At 69.9% G+C, this 23376-nt stretch carries 25 protein-coding genes; 12 read left to right on the top strand and 13 right to left on the bottom strand.

The genetic code is table 11. The features are described 5' to 3' along the window. Nucleotides 1-181 precede the first annotated feature (181 nt). Together ACIGEZ_RS06380 and ACIGEZ_RS06375 are read left to right on the top strand one after the other, a co-directional pair. On the top strand, nt 182-2926 hold the full coding sequence (locus ACIGEZ_RS06380; protein ID WP_399826501.1) for a transglycosylase domain-containing protein: 2745 nt from the start codon (nt 182-184) through the stop codon (nt 2924-2926). Between the two features lie 144 nt (nt 2927-3070). Next, the gene (locus tag ACIGEZ_RS06375; RefSeq protein ID WP_399826499.1) at nt 3071-4627 is read left to right on the top strand and encodes a glycosyltransferase family 87 protein; all 1557 of its coding nucleotides are present in this window, start codon (nt 3071-3073) and stop codon (nt 4625-4627) included. A gap of 61 nt (nt 4628-4688) precedes the next feature. Here the strand turns inward: ACIGEZ_RS06375 and ACIGEZ_RS06370 are convergent, their stop codons facing one another. From ACIGEZ_RS06370 to ACIGEZ_RS06360, 3 genes are all read right to left on the bottom strand, one after another. Beyond that, nucleotides 4689-5720 carry an alanine racemase gene (locus ACIGEZ_RS06370; protein ID WP_399826496.1) on the bottom strand — a complete coding sequence of 344 codons (1032 nt, stop codon included), beginning with the start codon at nt 5718-5720 and terminating at the stop codon, nt 4689-4691. Between the two features lie 76 nt (nt 5721-5796). Beyond that, nucleotides 5797-6915 (bottom strand): lipid II:glycine glycyltransferase FemX, encoded by a 1119-nt coding sequence (locus tag ACIGEZ_RS06365; RefSeq protein ID WP_399826494.1) that lies wholly within the window; start codon nt 6913-6915, stop codon nt 5797-5799. A 129-nt stretch (nt 6916-7044) separates the two neighbouring features. After that, nucleotides 7045-7344, bottom strand: coding sequence for a hypothetical protein (locus ACIGEZ_RS06360; protein WP_399826492.1), 300 nt, complete (start codon nt 7342-7344; stop codon nt 7045-7047). Between the two features lie 245 nt (nt 7345-7589). Here ACIGEZ_RS06360 and rpsF point away from each other — a divergent pair, with 245 nt between their 5' ends. The 4 genes from rpsF (at nt 7590) to rplI (ending at nt 9289) form a co-directional block, all read left to right on the top strand. Further along, a complete protein-coding gene (rpsF, locus tag ACIGEZ_RS06355; RefSeq protein WP_004950685.1) occupies nt 7590-7880 on the top strand; it encodes a 30S ribosomal protein S6 in 291 nt (96 codons plus the stop codon). 74 nt (nt 7881-7954) lie between these two features. After that, entirely contained in the window at nt 7955-8530 is a 576-nt protein-coding gene (locus ACIGEZ_RS06350) for a single-stranded DNA-binding protein (protein ID WP_399826490.1), read from the top strand. Nucleotides 8531-8587: 57 nt separating this feature from the next. Next, the gene (gene rpsR / locus ACIGEZ_RS06345; protein ID WP_128983236.1) at nt 8588-8824 is read left to right on the top strand and encodes a 30S ribosomal protein S18; all 237 of its coding nucleotides are present in this window, start codon (nt 8588-8590) and stop codon (nt 8822-8824) included. 18 nt (nt 8825-8842) lie between these two features. Then, nucleotides 8843-9289, top strand: a complete 447-nt coding sequence (rplI, locus tag ACIGEZ_RS06340; RefSeq protein ID WP_399826488.1) for a 50S ribosomal protein L9 — start codon at nt 8843-8845, stop codon at nt 9287-9289. A 96-nt stretch (nt 9290-9385) separates the two neighbouring features. Here the strand turns inward: rplI and ACIGEZ_RS06335 are convergent, their stop codons facing one another. After that, nucleotides 9386-10723 carry an MATE family efflux transporter gene (locus ACIGEZ_RS06335; protein ID WP_399826486.1) on the bottom strand — a complete coding sequence of 446 codons (1338 nt, stop codon included), beginning with the start codon at nt 10721-10723 and terminating at the stop codon, nt 9386-9388. A 442-nt stretch (nt 10724-11165) separates the two neighbouring features. Between ACIGEZ_RS06335 and dnaB the strand changes: the two genes are divergently transcribed. Both dnaB and ACIGEZ_RS06325 read left to right on the top strand, forming a co-directional pair. After that, nucleotides 11166-12629, top strand: a complete 1464-nt coding sequence (gene dnaB, locus ACIGEZ_RS06330; protein ID WP_399827567.1) for a replicative DNA helicase — start codon at nt 11166-11168, stop codon at nt 12627-12629. 235 nt (nt 12630-12864) lie between these two features. Further along, the gene (locus ACIGEZ_RS06325; RefSeq protein WP_399826484.1) at nt 12865-14247 is read left to right on the top strand and encodes a serine hydrolase domain-containing protein; all 1383 of its coding nucleotides are present in this window, start codon (nt 12865-12867) and stop codon (nt 14245-14247) included. An 87-nt stretch (nt 14248-14334) separates the two neighbouring features. On the opposite strand, the gene ACIGEZ_RS06320 is transcribed toward ACIGEZ_RS06325, so the two are convergent. From ACIGEZ_RS06320 to ACIGEZ_RS06305, 4 genes are all read right to left on the bottom strand, one after another. Further along, nucleotides 14335-14787: a GNAT family N-acetyltransferase gene (locus ACIGEZ_RS06320; protein WP_399826482.1), complete on the bottom strand. Its 453-nt coding sequence runs from the start codon at nt 14785-14787 to the stop codon at nt 14335-14337. Nucleotides 14788-14815: 28 nt separating this feature from the next. Then, the gene (locus tag ACIGEZ_RS06315; RefSeq protein WP_399826479.1) at nt 14816-15274 is read right to left on the bottom strand and encodes a MarR family winged helix-turn-helix transcriptional regulator; all 459 of its coding nucleotides are present in this window, start codon (nt 15272-15274) and stop codon (nt 14816-14818) included. A gap of 124 nt (nt 15275-15398) precedes the next feature. Further along, complete coding sequence (locus tag ACIGEZ_RS06310; protein ID WP_399826476.1) at nt 15399-16262, bottom strand: GNAT family N-acetyltransferase; 864 nt, start codon at nt 16260-16262, stop codon at nt 15399-15401. A gap of 5 nt (nt 16263-16267) precedes the next feature. Beyond that, nucleotides 16268-16819, bottom strand: a complete 552-nt coding sequence (locus ACIGEZ_RS06305) for a DUF2269 domain-containing protein (RefSeq protein WP_399826474.1) — start codon at nt 16817-16819, stop codon at nt 16268-16270. Between the two features lie 77 nt (nt 16820-16896). Between ACIGEZ_RS06305 and ACIGEZ_RS06300 the strand changes: the two genes are divergently transcribed. Both ACIGEZ_RS06300 and ACIGEZ_RS06295 read left to right on the top strand, forming a co-directional pair. After that, a complete protein-coding gene (locus ACIGEZ_RS06300; RefSeq protein WP_399826471.1) occupies nt 16897-17550 on the top strand; it encodes an HAD family hydrolase in 654 nt (217 codons plus the stop codon). Nucleotides 17551-17566: 16 nt separating this feature from the next. Next, on the top strand, nt 17567-18835 hold the full coding sequence (locus ACIGEZ_RS06295) for a globin domain-containing protein (protein ID WP_399827564.1): 1269 nt from the start codon (nt 17567-17569) through the stop codon (nt 18833-18835). A gap of 17 nt (nt 18836-18852) precedes the next feature. Here the strand turns inward: ACIGEZ_RS06295 and ACIGEZ_RS06290 are convergent, their stop codons facing one another. The 5 genes from ACIGEZ_RS06290 to ACIGEZ_RS06270 form a co-directional block, all read right to left on the bottom strand. Beyond that, entirely contained in the window at nt 18853-19332 is a 480-nt protein-coding gene (locus tag ACIGEZ_RS06290; RefSeq protein ID WP_399826468.1) for an NUDIX domain-containing protein, read from the bottom strand. A 35-nt stretch (nt 19333-19367) separates the two neighbouring features. Next, complete coding sequence (locus ACIGEZ_RS06285) at nt 19368-20264, bottom strand: LysR family transcriptional regulator (RefSeq protein ID WP_399826465.1); 897 nt, start codon at nt 20262-20264, stop codon at nt 19368-19370. A 238-nt stretch (nt 20265-20502) separates the two neighbouring features. Then, nucleotides 20503-21687: a cystathionine gamma-lyase gene (locus tag ACIGEZ_RS06280; protein WP_399826462.1), complete on the bottom strand. Its 1185-nt coding sequence runs from the start codon at nt 21685-21687 to the stop codon at nt 20503-20505. Further along, nucleotides 21684-22175 carry a low molecular weight protein-tyrosine-phosphatase gene (locus ACIGEZ_RS06275; protein WP_399826460.1) on the bottom strand — a complete coding sequence of 164 codons (492 nt, stop codon included), beginning with the start codon at nt 22173-22175 and terminating at the stop codon, nt 21684-21686. Before ACIGEZ_RS06275 ends, ACIGEZ_RS06280 begins: the two co-directional genes overlap by 4 nt. Nucleotides 22176-22180: 5 nt before the next feature. Next, nucleotides 22181-22558 carry a phage holin family protein gene (locus ACIGEZ_RS06270; protein WP_399826457.1) on the bottom strand — a complete coding sequence of 126 codons (378 nt, stop codon included), beginning with the start codon at nt 22556-22558 and terminating at the stop codon, nt 22181-22183. Nucleotides 22559-22609: 51 nt separating this feature from the next. On the opposite strand from ACIGEZ_RS06270, the gene ACIGEZ_RS06265 reads away from it, so the two are divergent. Together ACIGEZ_RS06265 and ACIGEZ_RS06260 are read left to right on the top strand one after the other, a co-directional pair. After that, a complete protein-coding gene (locus ACIGEZ_RS06265; protein WP_399826454.1) occupies nt 22610-22927 on the top strand; it encodes a cupin domain-containing protein in 318 nt (105 codons plus the stop codon). A 149-nt stretch (nt 22928-23076) separates the two neighbouring features. Next, the gene (locus ACIGEZ_RS06260; RefSeq protein WP_399827563.1) at nt 23077-23289 is read left to right on the top strand and encodes a DUF5326 family protein; all 213 of its coding nucleotides are present in this window, start codon (nt 23077-23079) and stop codon (nt 23287-23289) included. Nucleotides 23290-23376: the final 87 nt, after the last annotated feature.

Raw genomic sequence — 23376 nt, 5'->3', positions numbered from 1 at the left:
CGTAGTCTGTGCGGCATGCAGACCACCGGGAACCGAGAGATGCCGCTAAGCGTCAGTGAAGCGGGTGACCGGCTGCGGCACGGAAGGGCCTTTTCCGAGGTCCGGCCGTGTGCATTTCGGGGGGACCGGAACTCAACTGCCGCTTCCAGGCGTACGCGCCTGCCCGAGGAGTAGTCGTTCGATGAGCGAGCATCGTCGCAAAATGCCGCAGCAGCAGCCGCCGAGTGGCGGTCGTGCTGCGGCCCGGCGCGCCGCCCAGCAGCCGATGGGCCGCAGGTCGGCTCACGGCCGTGATGTCAGTACGGGGTCGCCTTCGGACTCCTACGGACAGCCGTCAGCCTATGGGGAGGAGCAGCGCCCCTACGGGGGGCGTGCCGAAGCCCGGCGGGCCGCTCAGCGGGGCGGCCGCAGGCGCGCGCCCGAGAGCGGTGGCCCTGGTGGCCCCGGCGGCCCTGGCGGCGGCGGCAGGCGCGGCGGAGGCGGAGGCAACGGCGGCGGTCCCGGACGCGGCCGCGGTGGGCGCCCGCCCGGCAAGAAGAAGATCATCGACTACCCGCGGTACGGGAAGTACGGCTGGCGGCGCTGGATGCCCTCGTGGAAGCTCACGACGGGCCTGTTCCTGACGTTCATCGGCGGCCTCCTGGGTGCGGCGACGATCGGGTACGCCATGGTGGGCATCCCGAACGAGGACCTGAGCGCCAAGGCGCAGAACAACGTCTACTACTGGTCCGACGGCACGGTGATGGCCGCGACCGGTGGTGAGGTCAACCGGCAGATCATCGGGATCGAGCAGATCCCGCTCGCCATGCAGAACGCGGTGGTGTCGGCCGAGAACAAGACCTTCTGGACGGACTCGGGCATCGACCCCATGGGCATCGGCCGGGCCGTGTGGAACATGGCCAAGGGTGGCGAGACCCAGGGTGGCTCGACCATCACTCAGCAGTACGTCAAGAACAACCGGCTGAACGACCAGTCGCAGACGCTGACCCGCAAGGTGCAGGAGCTCTTCATCTCCATCCGGGTCGGCAACGAGCTGGACAAGCGCGACATCATGGCCGGCTACCTCAACACCTCGTACTACGGACGCGGCGCCTACGGCATCCAGGCCGCTGCCCGTACGTACTTCGGCAAGAACGCGAGGGAGCTCAACGCCAGCGAGTCCGCCTTCCTGGCCTCGCTGCTCAAGGGCGCCACCTACTACGACCCGGCGGGCTATCCCGAGATCGACCCGGCGGCCACGGCGGAGGCGAACCGCAAGCGCGCCGAGGAACGCTGGAAGTGGATCCTCGACGAGATGGCCAAGGACGGGAAGCTGCCGGCTGCCGAGCGGGCGAAGTACACCCAGTTCCCCGAGGTGAAGAAGCGGACGCCGGGCGCGCAGCTGGGCGGCCAGGTCGGCTATCTGGTGCGGACGGCCGAGGCGAACTTCCTCAACAAGAACGACCGGAACGTCGACGCGCAGAAGCTCGCCCAGGGCGGCTACGAGATCCACACAACCTTCGACAAGAAGAAGGTCAGCGCGCTCGAGAAGGCCGTCAAGAACGTCTACGACGAGCACATCAAGCCGGAGAAGCGTCCCAGGACCGACACCCACGTCCAGTTCGGCGGCGCCTCGATCGACCCGAAGACGGGCGCGATCAAGGCGATCTACGGTGGCGCCGACGCCACCAAGCACTTCACCAACAACGCCGACCAGACCGGTGCCCAGGTCGGATCGACCTTCAAGCCCTTCGTGCTCGCCGCCGCGATGCGCGACGGTGTGCGGGACAGGAAGATGGGCCCGACGCAGGACGCCTCCACGCGCAGGATCGTCGATCCCGACAAGAGCATCTACAACGGCCAGAACAAGCTGAGGATCAAGAACTACGACGGCACGATCTGGCACGACGAGAACGGCAACGAGTGGCTCCAGACCAATGACGACGGCGCCAGCTACAAGAACATGACGCTGCGCGAAGCGATGCAGAAGTCCGCGAACTCGCCGTACGTGCAGCTCGGCATGGACGTGGGCATCGACCAGGTCCGCCAGTCGGCCGTCGACGCCGGTCTGCTCGAATCGTCGCTGATCAAGGCCAACGTGCCCTCGTTCTCCCTCGGTATCTCCTCCCCGAGCGCGATCCGCATGGCCGGCGCCTACGCGACCTTCGCGAACAACGGCGAGCGCAACGACCCCTACTCGGTCACCAAGGTCGTCCAGCGGGGCCAGGTCATCTACCAGCACGAGGCCGCGCCCAAGCGCGCGTTCTCCACGGCCGTCGCCAGCAACGTCACCGACGTGCTCAAGGACGTCGTCAAGAAGGGCACCGGTAAGAAGGCCGCGCTCGACGACCGCGAGGCGGCCGGCAAGACGGGTACGACCGACGGCAACAACTCGGCCTGGTTCGTGGGCTACACCCCGCAGCTGTCGACCGCCATCGACATGTACCGCTTCGCCGACGACGAGACGCTCAAGGACCGTAAGTTCGAGTCCATGTTCGGTACGGGTGCCCAGCCGAAGATCCACGGTTCGTCGTTCCCGTCGCAGATCTGGCACGACTACATGACCGACGCGCTGGACGGCACCGAGCCGGTGGACTTCCCGGAGCCCGAGGACCTGGACGCCGAGGCGGTCTTCGGCGGCGGCGCCGTGAGCCCGACGCCGACGCCGACGGAGACCCCGTCGCAGACGCCGTCCATGACCCCCTCCACGCAGACGCCCACCACGAAGCCGACCAAGACGGCCGACCCGGGCAAGACCTGCAGCGTGTGGGACTGGCCGTGCGACGACCAGAACGGCGGCACCAGCAAGGGCACCGACAACGGCGGCGCCAGCGGAGGGTCCACCACGTCACCTCCGCCGACCCCGACCGGCACCGCCACCACCGACCCGGCCGGCGGCGCAGGAAAGCCCGCCGGCGGCAGCACCTGGGGAAACCTGGGCGGCTGACCCGCCAAGGCCCCGGCGGCCGACCCGCCCGGCCGGCCGCCACCGAGTGACCCGAGGGCCGCCGCGCCCGCTCCGTACCCCGCGTACGGAACGAGTGCGGTGGCCCTCACCGTTTTCCCAGGCCGGTACGGCAGGATGTCCCCCATGCCGAGCCTCCAGAAGTCGAGCCCTCCGCAGCAACCGGCGGTGGTCTGCCCCACGCGCACCGACGACGTGGCCGCCGCGGGCAGCGCACTGATCGGCGGACCGGTCGGCCGCCGGGCGCTGCTCGGCGCCGGGCAGCTCACCCCTGTGCGCGTCATCGCCTTGGTGGCCATCGGCATGTTCGCGCTCGGCATGGTGCAGAAGCTGCCCTGTTACAACTGGGCCTGGTTCCGGGGCTCCACCTCCCAGTACACCCACGCCTGCTATTCCGACATCCCGCACCTCTTCGCGGGACGCGGCTTCGCGGACGGGCTGGTGCCCTACTTCGACCGGATCGGTGGCGACATACCGTTCCTGGAGTACCCCGTCCTGACCGGGCTGTTCATGGAGGTCGCGGCCTGGCTCACGCCCGGCGGCGGCACCCTGCCGGAGCGCGAGCAGACGTACTGGATGGTCAACGCGGGTCTGCTGATGGTGTGCACCGCCGTCCTCGCGGTCTGCGTGGCCAAGACCCACCGCAGGCGCCCCTGGGACGCCCTGCTCGTCGCGCTGGCGCCGGCCTTCCTGCTCACCGCCACCATCAACTGGGACCTGCTGGCCGTCACCCTGGCGGCCGCGTCGCTGCTGATGTGGTCGCGGGGCCGCACGCTCGGCTCGGGCGTCCTGCTGGGGCTCGCCACGGCCGCCAAGTTCTATCCGGTGCTGCTGCTCCTGCCCCTGTTCCTGCTGTGCTGGCGGGCCGGGAAATGGCGTGAGTTCGGTACGGCGGTGCTCGGCGGGGCCGGCGCGTGGCTGGTGGTGAACCTGCCGGTGATGCTCCTCGCGCCGGAGGGCTGGAAGCAGTTCTACGTCTTCAGCACCGAGCGGAACGTCGACTTCGGGTCGGTCTGGCTGTTCCTCAGCCAGACCACCGGCGGGCAGATCCCGCCGGCGACCGCCAACATCTGGGCGCTGTTCCTGATGCTCCTGGCGGCCGCGGGCCTCACGTACCTGGCGTTCACCGCGCCCCGCAGGCCGCGCCTGGCCCAGCTGGCCTTCCTGATCGTGGCCGCGTTCGTGCTCACCAACAAGGTCTACTCGCCGCAGTACGTCCTGTGGCTGATTCCGCTGGCCGCGCTCGCCCGGCCGCGCTGGCGGGACTTCCTGGTGTGGCAGGCGTGCGAGGTCATGTACTTCCTCGCCATCTGGTTTTACCTGGCCTACACGAGCAGCGGGAACAAGCAGGGGCTGCCGACCGACGGCTACCAGTTCGCGATCGTCCTGCACGTCCTCGGCACGCTCTATCTGTGCGCCCTGATCGTCCGCGACATCCTGGTGCCCGACCGGGACCGGGTGCGGCAGGACGGCTCGGACGACCCCTCGGGAGGCGTCCTGGACGGCGCCGAGGACGTCTTCGTCCTGGGCAGGGCGGCGCATCCCGCGCGGCACGCGGCTCCGGCCGTGGAGGGCCCCCGAGTGGACTGGGGCGTTCCGGGGAGCGGTCCCCGGGCGGCGGCCCCAGGGAACGACCCCTGGGCGGCTCCCGGGAGCAACCCTTGGGCGGCTCCTCGGGAGTGAGCCCGGGAAGCGACGAGCGGCCCCTGGGGGACTCCCCCGGGGGCCGCTCGTCTCGGGCGGCTCAGCGCTCGACGATCCGGTCGAACTGGGTGGTGGTGTGGCGCAGGTGGGCGACCAGCTCGTCGCCGACCTGAGGCTCCTGGGCGTCGGCGGGTACGAACAGGATCGACACCTGCATGTGCGGCGGCTCGGCAAACCAGCGCTGCTTGCCGGCCCAGACGAACGGGGAGAGGTTCCGGTTGACGGTCGCGAGACCGGCGCGGGCCACGCCCTTGGCGCGCGGCATCACGCCGTGCATCGCCTTGGGGGCCTCGAGGCCCACGCCGTGCGAGGTGCCGCCGGCGACCACCACGAGCCAGCCGTCGGACGCGGCCTTCTGCTGGCGGTAGCCGAAACGGTCCCCCTTGGCGACGCGGGTGACGTCGAGGACCGAGCCGCGGTACTCAGTGGCCTCGTGGTCGCCCAGCCACAGCCGGGTGCCGATCCGGGCGCGGAAGCGGGTCTGCGGGAACTGCTGCTGGAGCCTGGCCTGCTCCTCGGCGCGCAGGTGGCTGACGAACATGGTGTGCAGCGGCAGCCGGGCGGCCCGCAGCCGGTCCATCCAGGCGATGACCTCCTCGACCGCGTCGGTGCCGTCCGGCCGGTCCAGGGGCAGGTGCAGGGCGAAGCCCTCCAGGCGTACGTCCTCGATGGCGGCGTGCAGTCGGCCGAGCTCCTCCTCGCGGACGCCGTGGCGCTTCATCGAGCTCATGCACTCGATGACCACGCGGGCCCCCACGAGGGCGTGTACGCCGTCCACGGAGGAGACGGAGCGGATCACCCGGTCCGGCAGCGGCACCGGCTCCTCGCCCCGCCGGAACGGGGTGAGGACCAGCAGGTCGCCGCTGAACCAGTCCTTGATCTTCGCCGCCTCGTATGTCGTGCCCACCGCGAGCATGTCGGCGCCGAACCGGGCGGCCTCGTCGGCCAGCCGCTCGTGGCCGAAGCCGTAGCCGTTGCCCTTGCAGACCGGGATCAGACCGGGGAACTGGTCGATCACGGTCTTCTGGTGCGCCCGCCAGCGCGCGGTGTCGACGTAGAGGGAGAGCGCCATGGCCGGCCCGGAACCTTTCTGGTGGCTGCGGTGTATCAAAGGTGTGTACGAGACTACGCAAGCCTCGGTCGCGTCGTCAGCGACGCGACATGTAGATGTCCAGGGCCTTGTGCAGGAGCTTGTTGAGCGGGAAGTCCCACTCGCCGACGTACTCCACCGCCTCGCCGCCCGTGCCGACCTTGAACTGGATCAGACCGAAGAGGTGATCGGTCTCGTCCAGCGAGTCGGAGATGCCCCGCAGGTCGTAGACGGTCGCGCCCATCGCGTACGCGTCGCGCAGCATCCGCCACTGCATCGCGTTCGAGGGCCGGACCTCGCGGCCGATGTTGTCGGAGGCGCCGTAGGAGTACCAGACGTGGCCGCCCACGACGAGCATGGTCGCGGCGGACAGGTTCACGCCGTCGTGCCGGGCGAAGTACAGCCGCATGCGGTTGGGGTCCTCGTTGTTGAGGACGGTCCACATGCGCTGGAAGTACGAGAGCGGGCGCGGGCGGAAGTGGTCGCGGACGGCCGTGATCTCGTACAGCCGCTGCCACTCGGCCAGGTCCTCGTAGCCGCCCTGGACGACCTCGACGCCGGCCTTCTCGGCCTTCTTGATGTTGCGGCGCCACAGCTGGTTGAAGCCCTTGAGGACATCGTCGAGCGAGCGGTTGGCGAGCGGGACCTGGAAGACGTAGCGGGGCTGTACGTCGCCGAAGCCGGCGCCGCCGTCCTCGCCCTGCTGCCAGCCCATCTTGCGCAGCCGGTCGGCGACTTCGAAGGCGCGCGGCTCGATGTGGGTGGCCTCGACGTCCCGCAGGCGCTTGACGTCCGGGTCCTGGATGCCGGACTTGATGGCGGCCGCGTCCCAGCGGCGGATGACGACCGGCGGGCCCATCTTCACCGAGAAGGCGCCCTGCTGCTTGAGGTGCGCGAGCATCGGCTGCAGCCAGTCGTCGAGGTTCGGGGCGTACCAGTTGATGACCGGGCCCTCGGGGAGATAGGCCAGGTAGCGCTTGATCTTGGGGAGTTGGCGGTAGAGCACCAGGCCGGCGCCGACGAGCTCGCCGGCCTTGTCGAACCAGCCGAGGTTCTCCGAGCGCCACTCGGTCTTCACATCCGCCCACGCCGGGACCTGGCAGTGGCTCGCCGAGGGCTGGCTCTGGATGAATGCCAGATGCTGCTCACGGCTGATGGTCCTCAGGGTCAGGCTCATGCGGGGCGCTCCTCGGCAGGTGTGTCCCCATCGGTTCAGGGGCTCCGGCTCTCGCGCCGAAGCCTACTGCGACCGGGGAGCGCCCCCGATGGGACGTGTGTCCCTCGGCCGGGCGGCCGACCCTTCGCCTCAGGTGAGGCCCCCGTAGAACATGCCGAGATAGAAGCCCACGGCCGAGGCGCCGAGGCCGACGATGAGGACGAAGCGTTCCCTGGTGGTGACGGAGATGAACTGTCCGTAGGCACCGGCCACGATGCCGATCAGTCCGGCCCAGGACGCCAGCGCGTGCAGGCTGTGGAACTGCGCGGTGATGAAGGAGAGGACGCCCAGGAAGAGCGTCACTCCCATCAGGGTGTCCTGGAGCGGGTGTGGTTTGCCGTCCGTCGCGAAGAGGGAGTGTCCGGGGTCGGGTCGCATTGCCTGTGCCATGGGGCACCTCCTGGCGTGCCAGCCGGAAGGCGGCGCATTGTGGCGCCGCCCACATCCGATGTGTACAGATTGCGTCCCCTCACCGCCGGATTTCAACCGCAAGCGGGTGACCGGGTACTCTGTACGGTCTGCACCGGTCTCTGCCCAGTCCACTGTCAGTGGTGGCGGATACCGTTGCTTACGCATCACGACCCTCCTGCCACGGAACGACCGTGGCCGCTGAGTCCAAAGGAGGTGGGTTCCACATGCGTCACTACGAGGTGATGGTCATCCTCGACCCCGATCTCGAGGAGCGCGCTGTCTCCCCGCTGATCGAGAACTTCCTTTCTGTCGTCCGTGAGGGCAACGGAAAGGTCGAGAAGGTCGACACCTGGGGCCGTCGTCGTCTCGCCTACGAGATCAAGAAGAAGCCCGAGGGCATCTACTCGGTCATCGACCTGCAGGCCGAGCCTGCGGTCGTCAAGGAGCTCGACCGACAGATGAACCTGAACGAGTCGGTCCTCCGGACCAAGGTCCTCCGTCCCGAGACCCACTGAGCATCTAGCTCAGAGGTCATCGGGTTTCGAGTAGCAGTAAGCAGCCAGAAGCAATCCCGCCGAGAGGTTCACCCATGGCAGGCGAGACCGTCATCACGGTCGTCGGCAATCTTGTCGACGACCCCGAGCTGCGCTTCACCCCGTCCGGTGCGGCGGTCGCGAAGTTCCGTATCGCGTCCACTCCCCGCACCTTCGACCGTCAGACCAACGAGTGGAAGGACGGCGAGAGCCTGTTCCTGACCTGCTCGGTCTGGCGTCAGGCGGCGGAGAACGTCGCCGAGTCGCTCCAGCGAGGCATGCGCGTCGTCGTGCAGGGCCGGCTGAAGCAGCGGTCCTACGAGGACCGCGAGGGCGTCAAGCGCACGGTCTACGAGCTGGACGTCGAGGAAGTCGGCCCCAGTCTCAAGAACGCCACGGCCAAGGTCACCAAGACCACCGGTCGCGGCGGCCAGGGTGGATACGGCGGCGGTGGCCAGCAGGGTGGCGGCGGTAGCTGGGGTGGCAACTCCGGCGGTGGCCAGCAGGGCGGCGGAGCTCCCTCCGACGACCCCTGGGCCTCCAGCGCCCCGTCTTCCGGCGGCCAGCAGGGCGGCGGTAGCTGGGGTGGTAACAGCTCCGGCGGCGGCTACTCGGACGAGCCCCCCTTCTAGGGCACTCCCCTCGAAGCAGCTCGCACCCAAACTTCTTGATCACACAGGAGAAACACCATGGCGAAGCCGCCTGTGCGCAAGCCTAAGAAGAAGGTCTGCGCGTTCTGCAAGGACAAGGTCGCGTACGTCGACTACAAGGACACGAACATGCTGCGGAAGTTCATTTCCGACCGCGGCAAGATCCGTGCCCGTCGCGTGACCGGCAACTGCACGCAGCACCAGCGTGACGTCGCCACGGCCGTCAAGAACAGCCGTGAGATGGCGCTGCTGCCCTACACGTCCACCGCGCGATAAGGGAAGGGTGACCGAAAAATGAAGATCATCCTGACCCACGAGGTCTCCGGCCTCGGCACCGCTGGCGACGTCGTCGACGTCAAGGACGGTTACGCTCGCAACTACCTGGTCCCGCGTGGTTTCGCGATCCGCTGGACCAAGGGTGGCGAGAAGGACGTGGCGCAGATCCGCCGCGCCCGCAAGATCCACGAGATCGCGACCATCGAGCAGGCCAACGAGATCAAGGCCCAGCTCGAGGGCACGAAGGTGCGCCTGGCCGTTCGCTCCGGCGACGCCGGCCGTCTCTTCGGCTCCGTGACCCCGGGTGACATCGCTGCGGCGATCAAGTCCGCGGGTGGCCCCGACGTCGACAAGCGTCGCGTCGAGCTCGGTTCGCCGATCAAGACCCTGGGCTCGCACCAGGTGTCCGTGCGTCTGCACCCCGAGGTTGCCGCGAAGCTCGGCGTCGAGGTCGTCGCCGCGTAACGCTGCCGCCGGGCAGTCTGCGCTCAGCAGCCGCTCAGCAGTAAGGAAGGGCCGCACCCCTCGGGGTGCGGCCCTTCCGCCGTTTCACGTGAAACATCAGCGCGTGGCGCCGGTGACGATCCAGCGGCCGGAGCGCACGCGGAACCAGAGCGTCGCCATGCGAACGGTCATCATCAGCGTCATCGCTCCCCAGAGAGCTGTGAGTCCGCCGCCGAGTGCGGGCACCAGGAGGGCGACGGGAGCGAAGACGGCCAGCGTCAGGAGCATCGCCCAGGCGAGGTAGGGGCCGTCGCCCGCGCCCATGAGCACGCCGTCGAGGACGAAGACCACCCCGGAGATCGGCTGGGAGAGCGCCACGACCAGGAGGGTGGGCATCAGGGCGTCCTGGACTGCGGAGTCGCTGGTGAAGAGCGGAGTGAAGAGCGGGCGGGTGAGGACGAGCAGCAGTCCGAGCACAGCCCCGGAGACCACGCCCCACTGGACCATGCGGCGGCAGACCTGGCGGGCGCCTTCAGCGTCCTCTGCGCCGAGATAGCGGCCGATGATGGCCTGGCCCGCGATGGCGATGGCGTCGAGGGCGAAGGCCATCAGGTTCCACAGGGACAGGATGATCTGGTGGGCGGCGACATCGGCATCGCCCAGCCGGGCGGCCACGGCGGTGGCGATCATCAGAACCGCGCGCAGTGACAGCGTACGGACGAGGAGCGGGGCGCCGGCCTGGGCGCTGGCCCGAATCCCGGCGGCGTCGGGGCGCAGGGAGGCTCCGTGCCGTCGGGCGCCGCGGATGACGACGTAGAGATAGGCGGCGGCCATGCCGACCTGGGCGATGACCGTGCCCCAGGCGGAGCCGGCGATGCCGAGGCCGGCGCCGTAGACCAGTCCGAGGTTGAGCCCGGCGTTGGCCACGAAGCCGGCGATGGCGACGTAGAGCGGCGTCCGGGTGTCCTGGAGGCCGCGCAGGACGCCGGTGGCCGCCAGGACGACGAGCATGGCGGGGATGCCGAGGCTGGAGATCCGCAGATAGGTGACGGCGTACGGCGCTGCCGTGTCTGAGGCGCCGAAGACGTCGATGAGCCAGGGCGCGGTGGGCAGGGTGAGCGCCACCACGGCGGCGCCGAGGAGCAGGGCGAGCCAGATGCCGTCGATGCCCTGGCGGATGGCGGACTGCAGATCGCCCGCGCCGACGCGGCGGGCGACGGCCGCGGTCGTGGCATAGGCGAGGAAGACGAAGACGCTGACCGCGGTGGAGAGCAGCGTCGAGGCGATGGCGAGTCCGGCGAGCTGGGGGGTGCCGAGGTGGCCGACAATGGCGCTGTCGGCGATCAGGAACAGGGGCTCGGCGACGAGTGCGCCGAAGGCCGGAACGGCGAGCGAGACGATCTCGCGGTCGTGTTGCCGACGAACGGCCTTGGGGGTCGCGGGAGCCTGATGCATGGGGTCAATCTAATCTTCCACAGGTAAGAGACGCAATGACATTGAGACCCTTACTTCGGCGGTGGGTGAGTCTTCGCGTGTGCGCCGTTTGTTCTGATCTTGGTTCCCGTGGAAAAGTTTTTCTCCCCCACAGCCCGTGGACGGAAAAACCGCAGGTCAGAGTGGCTTGAACGAGTCCGATATGAGTTTGTCCACATGGCTGTCCCCTGATCCGTGCACAGGTTCTGGGGAGTTCTCCACAGCATCTGGGCGTTCACCCACAGGCCCTGTGGATAACCAGATTGGCTGACGGTGCCCGCGGGCCTACCGTGGTCCGGCGCCCGACGCGCCAGAAGCGGAGTCAAAGCCTCTTGTTTGTCCGAGCCGTGGCGTAAGAAAGAGTGGCACGGCTAGGTCCGCGGAGCGGACGGGAGGAGGTGGCTTGGTGAGCATTCCCGAGCCCATGGACGATCCCTGGACCGACGGCGGACCAGGCGACCGGCTGCCTACCCGTACCCGCGGTGAGGCCCGGGGACGCGGCCGCGGTCGTGAGGACCAGCACGAGCGAGGGAGTGAGGGCTCCTGGGACGCCGGCATCTCCGGCTTCGAGCGGGTTCCCCCGCAGGACCTGGACGCCGAGCAGTCCGTCCTCGGCGGCATGCTGCTCTCCAAGGACGCCATCGCCGATGTCGTGGAGATCATCAAGGGCCACGACTTCTACAAGCCGGCCCACGAGACGGTCTACGCGGCGATCCTCGACCTGTACGCGAAGGGCGAGCCCGCCGACCCCATCACGGTCGGCGCCGAGCTCACCAAGCGCGGTGAGATCACCCGCGTCGGCGGCGCCTCCTATCTGCACACGCTGGTCCAGTCGGTGCCGACCGCCGCCAACGCCTCGTACTACGCGGAGATCGTCCACGAGCGCGCCGTGCTGCGCCGCCTCGTCGAGGCCGGCACCAAGATCACGCAGATGGGATACGCGGCCGACGGCGACGTCGACGAGATCGTCAACCGGGCGCAGGCCGAGATCTACCAGGTCACCGAGCAGCGCACGACCGAGGACTACCTGCCGCTGGGCGACATCATGGAGGGCGCGCTCGACGAGATCGAGGCGATCGGCTCCCGCAGCGGTGAGATGACCGGTGTGCCCACGGGCTTCACCGACCTCGACGCGCTCACCAACGGTCTGCACCCCGGCCAGATGATCATCATCGCGGCCCGTCCCGCCATGGGTAAGTCGACGCTCGCCCTGGACTTCGCCCGGGCCGCCTCGATCAAGCACAACCTGCCCAGCGTCATCTTCTCCCTCGAAATGGGCCGCAACGAGATCGCGATGCGTCTGCTCTCGGCCGAGGCCCGGGTGGCGCTGCACCACATGCGCTCCGGCACCATGACCGACGAGGACTGGACCCGGCTGGCCCGCCGGATGCCGGACGTCTCCGGGGCCCCGCTCTTCATCGACGACTCGCCGAACCTGTCGATGATGGAGATCCGCGCCAAGTGCCGCCGGCTCAAGCAGCGCACCGGCCTGAAGCTCGTCATCATCGACTACCTCCAGCTGATGCAGTCCGGCGGCTCCAAGCGCGCCGAGAGCCGCCAGCAGGAGGTCTCCGACATGTCGCGAAACCTGAAGCTGCTCGCCAAGGAGCTGGAGCTGCCGGTCATCGCGCTCTCCCAGCTGAACCGTGGCCCCGAGCAGCGCACGGACAAGAAGCCGATGGTCTCCGACCTGCGTGAATCCGGCTCGATCGAGCAGGACGCGGACATGGTCATCCTGCTGCACCGCGAGGACGCGTACGAGAAGGAGTCCCCCCGCGCGGGCGAGGCCGACATCATCGTCGGCAAGCACCGTAACGGCCCGACCGCGACCATCACCGTGGCCTTCCAGGGCCACTACTCACGCTTCGTGGACATGGCGCAGACCTGATCGAAGGCGGGACTTCCGTCGGAGTGCCCGCTGCTCGCTGCCCCGCGGCTTCGACCTCGACCCGCTCCGTGCCGTCCGTGTCACCGGCGCGGCCAAGGCGGTCCTCGCCTCGCTCGGGAAGTCCCTGGCCGAGGAGTCAGGGCCCCAGGACGTGCGCGTGAACACCGTCTCCCCCCGGCGTGGTCCGTTCTGAAATGAAGGAGAGAACGGCGGGGACTCGCGGCATGATCACCGCATGACATCTTCCTTGCAAGCCCTGCTGCCCAGTACCGAGCGCGCCCTGCTGCACCGGATCGCCGTCGCGCAGACCGAGGGCCGGGCGCCCTCGCTCGTCGGCGGCGTGGTCCGCGAGGGTGAGACGGTCTGGTTCGGGGCGCGCAGCTGCGTTGACGGACATGCCCCGGACGCCGATACGCAGTACCGGATCGGCTCGATCACCAAGGTGTTCACGGCGGTGCTGGTGATGCGGCTGAGGGACGAGGGGCTGCTCGGTCTCGAAGACCCCCTGGAGAAGCATCTGCAGGGCACCGGCGTCGGCGAGGTGACGATTGCTCAGCTCCTGGGTCACAGCTCCGGTCTCGGTGCGGAGGCGCCGTCGCCGTGGTGGGAGCGGACGCCGGGGACGCTGCGGCCGGAGCTGGCCGACGTGCTGGGGGAGCGGCCGATGGTGCATCCCGTCGGACGGGTGCACCACTACTCCAACCCGGGCTACACGCTGCTCGGTTCGCTGGTCGAGGCGGTGCGCGGGGTCTCCTGGGAGGAGGCGCTGCGCACCGAGATCCTGGAGCCCCTGGGGATGACGCGGACGACGCTCCAGCCTGTTGCGCCGCACGCCGGTGGCTGGGCGGTGCATCCGTGGGCCGATGTGATGATGCCCGAACCCGCCGAGGACCTGGGGCTGATGGCGCCGGCCGGGCAGCTCTGGTCCACCGTCGGTGACCTCTGCCGGTTCGCCGGCTTCCTGGCGCAGGGTGACGACCGGGTGCTCGCCCGCGCGTCCGTCGAGGAGATGAGGGTCCCCGCGGCGCCCTCGGCGGCCGCTGATCCGGAGTCGGGCTACGGCCTGGGCCTTCAGTTGGTGCGCAAGGACGGTCGCACGCTCATCGGCCACACGGGCTCGTTGCCGGGTTTCGTCGCCACTCTTTGGGTGAGCGTCGAGGACGGTCTCGCGGCGGTGGCGCTCGCGAATGCCACCTCGGGCCCCTTGGTGGGGCTCGTGGCCGCCGATCTCGTGCGGATCGTGGCGGAGGCCGAGCCGCGCGTTCCGGAGCCCTGGCGCCCCCTTCCCGAGGCGGAGGTCGACCAGGAGCTCCTGGCGCTGACGGGTCCCTGGTACTGGGGGACCTACGCCTTCGGGCTGCGGGTCGGGGCGGCGCGCGGGGTGACCCTGGAGCCCTTGCGGGGTGTCGGACGCCGGGCGGCCTTCCGGGCGCTGCCCGAGGGCGGATGGATCGGCCTCGACGGGTACTACCAGGGGGAGACGCTCCGCGTGGTGCGGCGCCCGGACGGCACCGTGAGCCATCTCGACCTCGGGTCCTTCGTCTTCACGCGCGAGCCGTACGAGCAGGGCGACGCGGTGCCGGGTGGCGTGGACGAGGCCGGCTGGCGCGGCCTCTGAAGCCGGACGGGCGCTGTTTCACGTGAAACAGCGCCCGCGCGATCAAGAACCCGGATCGCCGGCTCGCCGCATCGCAGACGCTGCGGATCACAGGCTCAGCTTGAAGCCCACATGTGAGGCCTCGAAGCCGAGTCGCTCGTAGAACCGGTGGGCGTCGGTGCGGGCGACGTCGGAGGTCAGCTGCACCAGCGCGCAACCCTGGGCGCGGGACTCCTCGACGGCCCACTCGATGAACCGGGTACCCAGTCCGCTGCCGCGTTCGTCGGCGTGGATCCGGACCCCCTCGATGATCGAGCGGGTCGTGCCCCGGCGCGAGAGCCCGGGAACGATCGTGAGCTGGAGGGTGCCGACGACCTTGCCCGCTCGCTCGGCCACGACCACATGCTGGTGGGGGTCCTGGGCGAGACGAGCGAAGGCGGCCTCGTACGGCGCGAGGTCGTCGGGCGACTCGCGCTGGGCGCCCAGGGGGTCGTCGGCGAGCATCGCGACGATGGCGGGAAGGTCGTCCTGGCGCGCCGGCCGTATCTCAAGATCGCTCATGGACGGCAGGCTACGCCTGCATGGCGGCTCAGACCGGGGCGCCGAGGCCCTCGACCACGCGGACCAGGGGGGCCAGCTCCGGGTTCAGGGCGGCTTCGTCCAGGGCTTCGCGCAGGGCGGCGTCGTTGGTGGGGCGGGCCTCGTCGAGCAGCTTCTGGCCGGCCTCGGTGACATCGGTGTAGATGCCGCGCCGGTCGGTGGCGCAGAGGTACCGGGTGAGCAGTCCACGGTCCTCGAGGCGGGTGACGAGCCTCGTGGTCGCGCTCTGGCTGAGGACGACGGCGTCGGCGACCTGCTTCATCTGCAGGTGTCCGCCCGGGCCGTCGTGCTGGCGGCTGAGGACGTCGAGGAGCGAGAACTCGCGCACGCTCAGACCGTGCCCGGACTCCAGGGCGCGCTCGATGTTCGACTCGATCCTGCCGTGCAGGAGGGAGAGAGCGCACCAGCCCTGGGAGAGGGCCGTCATTGCGGGGTCCGTCGCGGTCATCGTGTCTCCTCGGTTCCTCGGTGTCTCCCCGGTCCGGCTCCTTACCAGCGTAATCGATGAAGCGCAAAAGTCCGCGTGTGCAATTAAATCCGGTCGGCGGCCGCCTCGGCCTACCAGGGATGTCCTAGCCCGCCGCGACGGTCAGCGGGGCGAAGCGGCGGCGCCAGTCGCCGGGAAGGTCGGGGAGGGAGCGGATCATGATCGCCGTGGTGGCGATCTGCTCCAGGCCGTTCGCCTTCAGCCAGGTGGTGAGGGTCGTGTGGCGGGTGTCGACGTCCGTGCGCAGCGGGCGGTCCGTGGCGGCGGCCAGGGAGGCGACCAGGGCTTGCGCCGTGGCGGTGTCGCGGGCGATCAGCGGGCCGATGACATGGGTGTCCATGTTGGGCCAGATCGCGGCGAAGCCCGTGATCTCCCCGCCCTCTTCCGCGACCCTCAGATGATCGGCGAAGGCCGGCAGACGGGTGATCATCGGGGTGCGGTCCACGCCGAAGATCTCGTTGTCGAGCCGCAGCACCGCCTGGAGGTCCTCCGCGGTGGCCGGACGGATCGCGACGTCGGGCGCCGGCTCGGCGAAGTCGAAGCGGCCCCTGAGCATCTCGGCGTGGCCGACATCGGCGAAGCCCAGCTGCTCGTAGAGCGGCTGTCCGTTCGACGTGGCGTACAGGGTGAGCGGGGTGTCACCGGCCTCGGCGATCACATGCCGCATCAGCCGGCGGCCGATGCCCTGGCGCGCGTAGCGGTCGGAGACCAGCACCATGCCGATCGCGGCGAGGCCCGGGCCGTACGAGGTGACCACGCAGGCGGTCACCAGCCCCTCGCCGGACGGGTCGTCGATGCCGTACCCCTGCCCCGCCGTGAGCAGCAGGCCCCATTTGTACTCCTCCCGGGCCCATCCCCGGTTCTCGGACAGGTCGGCGCAGGCGAGGACGTCCTCCGAGGTGAGGCGCCGGATGGGGAGCTGATCAAGCGGGAGGTGCGATGAGGGCATGCGGCTCAGGCTGTCCGACCCGGCCGGGGCACGTCCACCGCTTTACGGGAAGTGGCCGGGGCGCGCGTGCGGGAAGTGGCCGAGAGGCGCAGGCGACGGCCGCGCCTGGTCAGCCCCCAGGGCTTGAGCACCGAGATCGCGGTCATGAAGAGATAGGCCGTGGTCGAGACGATCGGGGCCGCGACCAGGCTGACGTCCGGCACACCGGCCGCTGCCGCGTGGGTGATCCCCGGGCGGAGCGCGAAGATCGTCGCGGTCGCCGTGGCCAGGGTGATCCAGAACTTGATCCAGACCCATCGGTGCCGGGCCAGCCCCCAGGGGGTTCCCAAGGAGAGGACCAGGCCGCTCACCAGGGTCACCAGGGCGACCGGGGCCAGGAGCCAGTCCGCGAACACCTTCATCGCCCGGTATGCCGCCTGCGTCAGGGAGAGGTCCTGGGTCGTGTAGGCGGTGATGCCGAGCGTCAACAGTCCCAGGCTGAGGCCGAGCCAGGCCACGGAGACCGCCACATGGACGACGAGAAGTGCCCGCCGCGCGGGCCGCTGGAGATGTTTCACGTGAAACACGGTGCCGTCCGGCCGTCATCTGCCGCGTCTGACCGGGGGAGTAACCGGCCGTACTAGCCTCGGCGTACATGAGGACCATCGGCGGCAGGCGCAGGCTGCATCTTTTCGATCTCGACGGCACCCTGATCCACGGTTCGGCGGCCGCGGTGGAGATCTCGCGGCAGCTCGGGCTGAGCGAGGAGATCGCGGAGCTGGAGCAGGGCTTTCTGCTGCACGGGCTCACCCCGGACGAGTTCGCGGTCCGGGCGCGGGCCCTCTGGGCGGAGCTCACCCCGGAGCAGGTGACGGCGGCCTTCGAGGGTGCTCCCTGGCTGGCCGGCATCCGGGACGTGTGGGCGGAGATCCGGGCCGAGGGCGGCCACTGCGCGGTCATCTCCCTCTCACCCGACTTCTTCGTCGAGCGGCTGTTGTCCTGGGGAGCCGACGCGGCCCATGGGTCTCGCTGGCCGTCGGTCCCGTTCACCGAGCAGATCCACCGCCCCGGAATCCTCGACGCGTCGGCGAAGGTACGGATCGCGGGGGAGCTCTGCGAGCGGTTCGGGGTGGAGCCGGCCGACTGTGTGGCGTACGGGGACTCGATGTCCGATGCTGCGCTCTTCGCGACCGTCCGGGAGACCGTGGCCGTGAACGCGGACCACCACCTCGCGGACCTGGCCCGGCACCGCTACACCGGAACCGATCTGCGTGAGGCGTACGCCCTGGTCCGAAAGGGCGCAGCTTAGTCGCCCGCACGGGTCGATTGGCCGGGATTCCCACTTTCTGTCCGGGGCCGCCGCAGTACTGCCATCCTTCGACCACGGAGGCCGACTGCGGGGAGGCGAGGACATGACGAATGCTCCGGCTGCGGCCACGGACGCGCCGCCGCCTCGAATACCGGGGGCGCAGAGCCGTGTGCCGCCCCCGGCGCCCTCACTCGACGCGGTCCTGGTCCGCCGCACCCTGGCCGAGGTCGCACCTGTCGCCGACCGGCTGACCTCGTACTTCTACGCCCTGCTCTTCGTCCGCAACCCCGAGCTGCGCGCGATGTTCCCCGCTGCCATGGACACCCAGCGCGACCGGCTGCTCAAGGCTCTGCTCACGGCCGCCGAGCACCTGGACGACGCCCCCGTGCTCACCCGGTACCTCCAGAACCTCGGCCGCGGCCACCGCAAGTACGGCACCCGGTCCGTCGACTACCCGGCCGTCGGCGAGGCCCTGATCGGCGCGCTGCTGCGGTACGCCACCACCACCTGGGACGAGGAGACGGAGGCGGCCTGGATCCGTACGTACACGACGATCTCGCAGATCATGATCGACGCGGCGGCCGAGAACGAGCAGCACGCCCCCGCCTGGTGGCAGGCCGAAGTGGTCTCGCACGACCTGCGGACCCCTGAGGTCGCCGTGGTCACCCTGCGCCCCGACCAGCCCTACCCGTTCCTCGCCGGGCAGTACACGACGCTGGAGACCCCCTGGTGGCCGCGGATATGGCGGCACTACTCCTTCGCCTCGGCGCCCCGCCCCGACGGGCTGCTCACCCTGCACGTGAAGGCGGTACCGGCCGGCTGGGTGTCCAACGCCCTGGTGCACCGCGCCCGTCCGGGGGACGTGCTGCGCCTCGGGCCGCCCGCCGGATCGATGACCGTCGACCACTCCACCGACAACGGGCTGCTCTGCCTCGGCGGCGGCACCGGCATCGCACCGATCAAGGCCCTGGTCGAGGACGTCGCCGAGCACGGGGACCGGCGCCCCGTCGAGGTCTTCTACGGGGCGCGCAGCGACCACGACCTCTATGACATCGACACGATGCTGCGGCTCCAGAAGACCTTCCCCTGGCTGGCCGTCCGCCCGGTCACGGAGGAGCAGGGCAGGCTCCCGGACGCCCTGCGCCGGTACGGGCCGTGGGCCGAGTACGACGCCTATCTCTCCGGGCCGGTCGGCATGATCCGCAGCGGGGTCGACGCCCTGCGCGGCGCCGGTATCCCCACCGACCGGATCCGCCACGACCACCTTGAGGAACTGGTGCCCTGAAGCGTGCCCTGGGGCCGTCAGCCCAGGTCGGGGGCGTGCATCGCGCGGACGCCCTCGATGTTGCCGTCCAGGTAGTGGCGCAGGGAGAGCGGTACGAGGTGGACGGCGGCGATGCCCACGCGGCTGAAGGGCACCCGGACGATCTCGTACTCGCCCAGGGGCTCGTCGACCTCGGGACCGTGCCGCTGCGAGGTGTCCATCGACTCCAGCCGGCAGACGAAGAAGTGCTGCACCTTCACCCCGGAGACCCCGCCGTCGACGATGTGCTCGACGGTGTCCACGAAGCAGGGCACCACGTCGGTGATCTTGGCGCCGAGTTCCTCGTGCACCTCGCGGTGCAGGGCCTCGACGACGGTCGAGTCGGAGGATTCGACCCCGCCGCCGGGCGTCAGCCAGTAGGGATCCACCCCCGGCTTGGTGCGCTTGATGAGGATCAGGTCGTCCCCGTCGAGCAGGATGGCGCGTGCGGTGCGCTTTACCACAGGTCGTTCGGTCATGGGAAGAAAATGGCCCGTCCCCGGTGTCCTGAAACTCACCAGTCCTCTGCGGATCTCAGCAGCCACTCATGGGCCCGCGCGATGTGAGGCAGGGCGAGCGTGCCCGTACGGACGACGAGGAAGTAGGTGCGCAGGGGCGGCACCGGCGGGTCGAGCAGGGCCACGAGCCGGCCGCGCTCCAGGGCGTCCTCGCACAGATAGCGCGGCAGCACGGCGAGGCCGGCCCCGGAGGCGGCGGACTCGAGGACGGCCCGCAGGTCCGGGGCGATCACGGTCGCGGCGGCGGTCGGCTTGGTCTCGAAGACGGTCGCCCAGTAGCGGGCGACGAACGGCAGCGATTCGTGCACCTCGACCACGGGCAGCTGCTCCAGGACGACCGCGCCCCTGCTCAGCAGCAACCCGGGCGACAGCCGGGCGGCCCAGCGGGGCGCCGCGACCAGGGCGTGCTCCTCGTCGCAGAGCGGGGTGGCGGCGAACAGCCCGCCGCGCGGCCGTGCCGTGGCGACGGCCAGATCGTGGTGTCCGGCGGCGAGCCCGTCGAGGGTCTCCTCCGCACTGCCCAGGAAGGAGGCGCGGACCGCCAAGCCCTGGGCGACCAGCGGGGTCAGGGCGGGCAGCACGCGGGCCGAGGTGAACTCGGGCGGCCCGGCGACGTGCAGGGTGCGGACCCCGCTCTGCTCGTCCAGACCGGTCTCGGTGATCTCGACGAGTGCGTCCAGATGTGGGGCGGCGCGATGGGCGAGCTCGTCGCCGATGGTGGTGGGGGTGACCCCACGGGCCTGTCTGAGGAAGAGCGGGCGGCCGAGTTGCCGTTCCAGGGTGCGGATCTGGCTGGTGACCGCGGGCTGGGAGAGGCCGAGCAGCGCGGCGGCGCGGGTGAAGGAGCCGGCCCGGTGCACCGTGACGAACGTGCGCAGCAGGGTCAGATCCATGTCCGCCCCCTCCCGGCCGGGTGCGGCCGTTCGACTCAGGCGGCCCGCTGACGGCGCCTCAGGACCGTCCAACTATAAATAAGTCGATAGGTCTCTGTCGCTACGGTGATTGGACACTGACGCAGAGTCAACTAGCCTTGTTCAGGCGGTTGTCCGCTGAGGAATCCGCAGGGGGGACGGGGGCGTTCCGAGCCACGAGGGGGGAGGTTCGGAACGCCCCTTCACGCTGCTCCGCGCGCTATCCGGCGGCCTTGTCGAGCGCCCGCAGGACGTCCGCGATCAGGTCCTCCGGGTCCTCCGCGCCCACTGAGAAGCGGACGAAGCCCTCGGGCACGGCGTCCCCGCCCCAGCGGCCGCGCCGCTCGGCCGTCGACCGCACCCCGCCGAAGCTGGTGGCGTCGTCGACGAGCCGCAGTGCGTCAAGGAACCGGTCGGCCCACGCGCGGTCCGGCAGGACGAAGGAGACGACGGAGCCGAAGCGCCGCATCTGCCGGGCTGCGACCTCGTGCGAGGGGTCGCCGGGAAGCCCCGGGTAGCGCAGCCCGGTCACGTCCCGGTGCGCGGCCAGGGCCTCGGCGAGGGAGAGCGCGGTGGCGCATTGCCGGTCGATGCGCAGCTGGAGGGTGGCCAGGGACCGGTGGGCGAGCCAGGCCTCCATCGGGCCCGGGATCGCGCCGACGATCTTGCGCCAGCGCCGTACCTCGGCGGCTCGCCGCGGATCACGGCAGCTGACGTGGCCGAGCAGGATGTCGCCGTGCCCGGTCATGCCCTTGGTGTCGCTGGCGACGGAGAAGTCGGCGCCCAGCTGCAGGGGCCGCTGGCCGAGCGGGGTGGCCAGGGTGTTGTCGACGGCGACCAGGGCACCGGCCTCGTGGGCCGCGGCCACCATGCGGCGCAGGTCGCACACGTCGAGCCCGGGGTTGGACGGGGTCTCCAGCCACAGCAGCTTGGCGCCGTCCAGGACGGACAGCTGGGCGTCCCCGCCGGTCGGCGCGGTGCGGACCTCGATGCCGTACGCCCGCAGCTGTTCGTGCAGCAGGGGTAGCGCCTGGTAGCCGTCGTCGGGGAGGACGACGGCGTCGCCGGTGCGCAGCTGGGAGAGGAGGACGGCGGAGATGGCGGCCATCCCGGAGGCGAAGACCAGGGTCTCGACGCCGCTCTCCCCCGGTGCCTCCAGCTCGCCGATGGCGCGTTCCAGATGGGTCCAGGTGGGGTTCTCGTCGCGGCCGTAGGTGTACGGGCCGGTCGGGTCGCCGGGCAGGTGGAAGTGGGCCGCGAAGACCGGGCCCGGCAGGGTGGGCTCGTACTTCACGGGCTCGGGCAGCCCGGCCCGCACCGCGAGGGTCCCGTCGCCGAAGCCGCCGGTGCTCGCGGCCGCAGAGGCCGGGCCAGGGGCACGCCCCGTGCCGTTCGTGCTGTTCATGCCGTCCGTTCCTCCACCTCGTCGCGCACGGCGGCGAGCAGGCCCTCGCTCGCCGCCTCCACCATCTCCAGACACTCCTCGAACAGGTCCCGGCCGCCGTAGTAGGGGTCCGGTACGTCGAGGTCGGCGCCGGCGCCGGGGTCGTAGGAGCGCAGCAGTCGTATCTTGGCGGCTTCCTCGGGTGTACGGGCCAGCCGCCGCAGCTCCCGTACATGGCCCTCGTCGAGGGCGATCACCAGGTCGAGCGCCGCGAACCAGGAGGCGCGGAACCGGCGGGCGGTGTGTTCCGACCCGTAGCCGCCCTCCTCGAGGACGGCGACCGTGCGCGGGTCGGCGCCGTCGCCCTCGTGCCAGCCCCCGGTGCCGGCGCTGTCCACGACGACCGCGTCGGCCAGACCGGCCTCCGTCACACGGGCCCGGAAGACGTGCTCAGCCATCGGCGAGCGGCAGATGTTGCCGGTGCAGACGAAACAGACGCGGTACGGCATGGCCCTCAGTCCCCGTCGGGGAGTACGACGTTCAGCGCCCACGAGACGACGGAGATGATCAGGCCACCGAGGACGGCGGTCCAGAAGCCTTCCACGTGGAAGCTGAGGTCGAGCTGGTCGGCCAGCCAGGACGTCAGGAGCAGCATGAGCGCGTTGACGACGAGGGTGATCAGACCGAGCGTCAGAATGAAGAGCGGAAACGTGAGCAGCTTCACGACCGGCTTCACCAGGAAGTTCACCAGGCCGAAAACCAGCGCGACCAGGATCAGGGTCCAGGCCTTCTTGCCGGTGCTGTCACCGGTCAGGGTGATGTCCTGGATCAGCCAGATGGCCACCAGGAGCGCGCCCGCGTTGGCGAGCGTCTTGACTACGAAATTCTTCATGTGTCAGATCGTGGCAGACACGATCGGGCCAACGGCAGGGGCGGACGAGCGATGAAGGCATTCCGACTGGACGAGCTGGAGGCGGAGCGCGCCGCGAACGACGGCGCCTACCTCCAGTTCCTGCGCGAGCGGAACATGTCCGTCGGCCTGTACGCGCTCGACGCGGGGCAGCTCGACCCGCAGCAGCCGCACGGTCAGGACGAGGTGTACTTCGTGGTCAGCGGCCGGGCCGCGATCACGGTCGGGACGGAGACGACCCAGGTGGCGCGGGGCAGCGTGGTGTACGTGCCGGCGGGGGTGGCGCACAAGTTCCACCACATCACCGAGGATCTGCGGGTCATGGTGGTGTTCTCCCCGCCGGAGGGCTGACCCCCTAGGGGGCGGATCAGGGAAGTCCGGGGGCTGTGAGGCCCCCGTTCGCTTGCTGTGCGCCCCTAGCATCGAAGGTGTCCGGCGCAGAGAGCGCCGGCTGACCCTTCGGGCTCGGACTCTTCGGAGATGAGGTAAGCGCAATGGCGGTGAAGGAGATTCTCGCGGGGATGCCGTGGTGGGTGAAGTGGGTCGCCATACCGCTCATCGCACTGGTCGTCTTCGGCGGTCTGATCACCAGCGTCCTGACCTTCGTGGTCGGTCTGCTCTTCAAGCTGCTGGTCTTCGTGGCGCTGGTGGGTGGACTGATCTACGTCGTACGGAAGTTCACGTCCTCGTCCTCCTCGCGTGAGGACTGGTAGCACGAGTTATCTATGGGTACGGGCGTCCGCCGGGGATTAGCCCGGCCGAGGGAACGCGCAGGTGGAAAGGGAGTGTGCCCGCAGAGG

Origin of the sequence: Streptomyces sp. NPDC085481, from assembly GCF_044541845.1 — a bacterium.
In the GTDB taxonomy this organism is placed as follows: Bacteria; Actinomycetota; Actinomycetes; order Streptomycetales; family Streptomycetaceae; genus Streptomyces.
This window is presented reverse-complemented; position numbering and strand designations above follow the sequence as displayed.